This is a genomic window from Streptomyces sparsus (genome assembly GCF_054776295.1).
On record NZ_BAAHCA010000602.1, the window covers coordinates 1 to 3,049 of the forward strand.

Here is a 3,049-nt window from a genome sequence, read left to right on the forward strand (position 1 = left end):
GGGCCACGGCGCAGCGCGGCACCGTGGCCCGGCTGGGGCGGTCGTCGGCCGGTACGGCCAGGGGCGGGGGGTCAGCCCAGTACGGCCAGGGCGTCGATCTCGACCAGCAGGCCGGCGGGCAGGCCGACGTAGACGGTGGTGCGTGCCGACGGGACCTCGGTCAGCTCGGCGAAGTAGTCGTTGTACAGCTCGTTGAACTCGGCGAAGTGCGCGGTGTCGGTGAGGTAGACGCGGATCATGAGCACGTCGTCCCAGGTCGCGCCGCCCTCCTCGAGGATCGCCCGCACGTTGTCGAGGGTCTGGAGGGTCTGCTCGCGCAGGGTCGGCCCGGCGGGCGTGGGCGGTGTGCCCTCGACCGCGGGCAGGAAGCCGACCTGGCCGGCCACCTGGAGCAGGTTGCCCTTCTTGACGCCGTGCGAGAACCGCGCGGGCGGGGTGGTGTGGGTGGCCGGGGTGAGGGCGGTCTTGGTCAGCTTCTCGGTCATCGGCGTTCCTCGGGTCAGGCCTGCGGGCCGGGGGTTTTTCCGGAGTACTCCGCACTGATGGCGTCGGCGGTCCGCCGCACCAGCGGGAGCAGTTCGAGCAGTTCGTCACGGGTGACGACCACGTTGGGCGCGGAGATCGACGTCGCGGCGACGACCCGCCCGTCCGGGCCGCGGACGGGGGCGGCGACGCAGTTGATGGACTCCTCGTGGCCGCCCAGGTCGGTGGCCCAGCCCTGCTCGCGCACGGTGGCCAGTTCGGCGAGGAAGGCCGCGGCGTTCGGCGTGGAGCGCGAGGTGTAGCGCGGGTAGTCGAGCCGTTCGGCGATGGCGCGGCGCTCGGCGGCGGGCAGGTCGGCGAGCAGCAGCTTGGCGACGGCCGCGACCGTGATGGCGACGGGCTTGCCGATGCGGGAGTACATGCGGACCGGGTAGCGGCTCTCCACCTTGTCGATGTAGGTGACCTCGTTGTCCTGGAGGACGGCGAGGTGCACGGTGTGGCCGCACCGCCGGTTGAGTTCGACGAGGTGCGGGTGGGCGACCTCGCGGACGTCGAGGTTCTCGACGGCCTGCTGGGCGAGCGCGAACAGCCGGGCGCCGAGGCGGTAGCGCTGGTCGGCCTGCCGGTAGACGATGCCGTGCTCGTTGAGGGTGCGCAGCAGTCGCAGCGCGGTGGACTTGTGCACGCCCAGGCGCTGGGAGACCTGCTCCAGGTTGGCGGGTCCCTCGGCGAGCAGCGGCAGGATGCTCAGTGCCCGGTCGACGGTCTGGCTCATTCGGTCGCCTCCTCGGTGGTCCAGCGGGGACCGAGACGCAGTCTGCCCCACGCGTCGTCGTCGAGCGCGGCCAGCCGGTCCGCCTGCTCGCGGTCGGGCGGCGCCGCGAGGTCGCCGGGGTCGGTGAGCGTGGCGGCGGCGGCGAGGTGGCCGTGGCGGAGCCGGGTGCGCAGCGGCAGGTCGCGGAGGGTCGCGGAGAGGAAGCCGCCGCCGAAGGCGTCACCGGCGCCGACGGGTGCGACGACGTCCACGATCGGGGCGGGCACGGGCACGGTGGTCCGGCCGGCGAAGGCGGTGGCGCCGCGGACGCCCTGTTTGACGACCACCACGGGTGGTTCCGGGAGGGCGGCGCGGACGGCGGCCGGTCCGCCGGTGATGCCCCAGATGTCGGTGGCCTCGTCCTCGCCGACGAACACCACGTCTGCCGCGCGGGCCAGGCCGAGCAGGGTGGTCCTGGCCTGGGCGGCGCGTCCGCTCCACAGGGCGGGCCGGTGGTTGACGTCGAAGGAGATCAGTGGCCGGTCGGGGCGGCTGGACGTGAGGTCGTGCAGCAGTGCCAGGCAGCCGTCGGAGAGCGCGGCGGTGATGCCGCTGAGGTGCAGGACGCGTCCGCTGTCGGCGGCCTTGCGGTCGACGGTGTCCGGGCACATCGCGGACGCGGCGGAGCCGGACCGGTAGTAGGCGACCTCGAGGTCCGCGCCGCGTTCGCCGTGGGTGCGGAAGTAGACGCCGGTGGGCCGCCACGGGTCGCGTCCGACGTGTGAGGTGTCGACGCCGCAGCCGGCGATGGCGCGCACCAGGTGGTCGCCGAAGGCGTCGTCGCCCACGCGGCTGATCCAGCGGGTGGAGTGGCCGGCGCGGGCGAGGCAGCAGGCGACGTTGGACTCGGCGCCGCCGATGCCGCGGTCGAAAGTGGCGGCGTCGGCGAGCCGACTCGGCCGGGAGGGGCGGAACGCGACCATGGACTCGCCGAGGCACACCACGTCCACCTCGGCGTTGCGGCCTTCGGGCTGCCGGGTGTCGGCGGCGGGGGCACCGAGGTGATGGTCGGTCACGATGGCATGCGCTCCTGATTCATTGACCGGGCACTCGGCGGGATGCTAGACAGCTGGCGTCGGTATACGCAATGACCATTGCAGACTGCGCAACGAGTACGGTGTCGTGCGGGCGGGCCCGTCCCGCTTCCGCACCCGCCGGCCGGTCGTCCTCGTGGCGGCCCCGCCGGCATCATCCGCAGCACCGCGCCGTTCGCCGGCGCCGAGGACGGACGGAGCACACCGCCGCATGCTCAGCGACGAGGTAGTCGACCACCGCTTCAAGGGGTTGCCGCCGGACGCGGCCGGGCTGACCACCGGCGCGCTCGCCGCCGAGCGCCGCAACCTGTTCACCGGCGGATTCGTCACGCCCGTTCTCGCCCTGTCGTCCGAGGCGCTGGAGCACAACCTGGCCGCGCTGAAGGGCTTCGCCGAGCGGCACGGGCTGGCCTTCGCGCCGCACGGCAAGACGTCCATGGCCCCGCAGTTGCTCTACCGGCAGCTGGCCGCGGGCGCCTGGGGCATCACCGCGGCGACCCCCGCCCAACTGCGCGTCTACCGGGCCTTCGGGGTGCGGCGGGTGTTCCTCGCCAACGAGCTGGTGGACGCGGCGGCGCTGCGCTGGCTGGCCGGCGAGCTGGACACCGACCCGGACTTCCGCTGCGTGGTCTACGTGGACTCGGTGCGCGGGGTGCGGCTGATGGACGCGGCGCTGCGGGCGGCCGGCGCCGGACGGCCGCTGGACGTCGTGGTGGAG

3 protein-coding genes and 1 pseudogene are annotated in these 3,049 nt (G+C 73.9%); 1 reads left to right on the top strand and 3 read right to left on the bottom strand.

Translation table 11 applies throughout. The annotated features are described in order from the left end of the window. Nucleotides 1-71: 71 nt before the first annotated feature. The 3 genes from ACYVE9_RS20880 to ACYVE9_RS20890 are packed head-to-tail and all read right to left on the bottom strand — an operon-like array spanning nt 72 to nt 2,247. The gene (locus ACYVE9_RS20880) at nt 72-485 is read right to left on the bottom strand and encodes a RidA family protein (protein WP_461029421.1); all 414 of its coding nucleotides are present in this window, start codon (nt 483-485) and stop codon (nt 72-74) included. Between the two features lie 14 nt (nt 486-499). After that, nucleotides 500-1,258: an IclR family transcriptional regulator gene (locus ACYVE9_RS20885; protein ID WP_461029422.1), complete on the bottom strand. Its 759-nt coding sequence runs from the start codon at nt 1,256-1,258 to the stop codon at nt 500-502. Continuing rightward, nucleotides 1,255-2,247, bottom strand: a complete 993-nt coding sequence (locus ACYVE9_RS20890; RefSeq protein ID WP_461029423.1) for a sugar kinase — start codon at nt 2,245-2,247, stop codon at nt 1,255-1,257. Before ACYVE9_RS20890 ends, ACYVE9_RS20885 begins: the two co-directional genes overlap by 4 nt. Before the next feature lie 295 nt (nt 2,248-2,542). Here ACYVE9_RS20890 and ACYVE9_RS20895 point away from each other — a divergent pair. Then, nucleotides 2,543-3,049: pseudogene (locus tag ACYVE9_RS20895) on the top strand (amino acid deaminase); the annotation flags it as partial.

Bases quoted from the DNA above. Each gene is read 5' to 3' on its own strand.
- ACYVE9_RS20880 (WP_461029421.1), bottom strand. From the start codon at position 485: ATGACCGAGAAGCTGACCAAGACCGCCCTCACCCCGGCCACCCACACC.
- ACYVE9_RS20885 (WP_461029422.1), bottom strand. From the start codon at position 1,258: ATGAGCCAGACCGTCGACCGGGCACTGAGCATCCTGCCGCTGCTCGCC.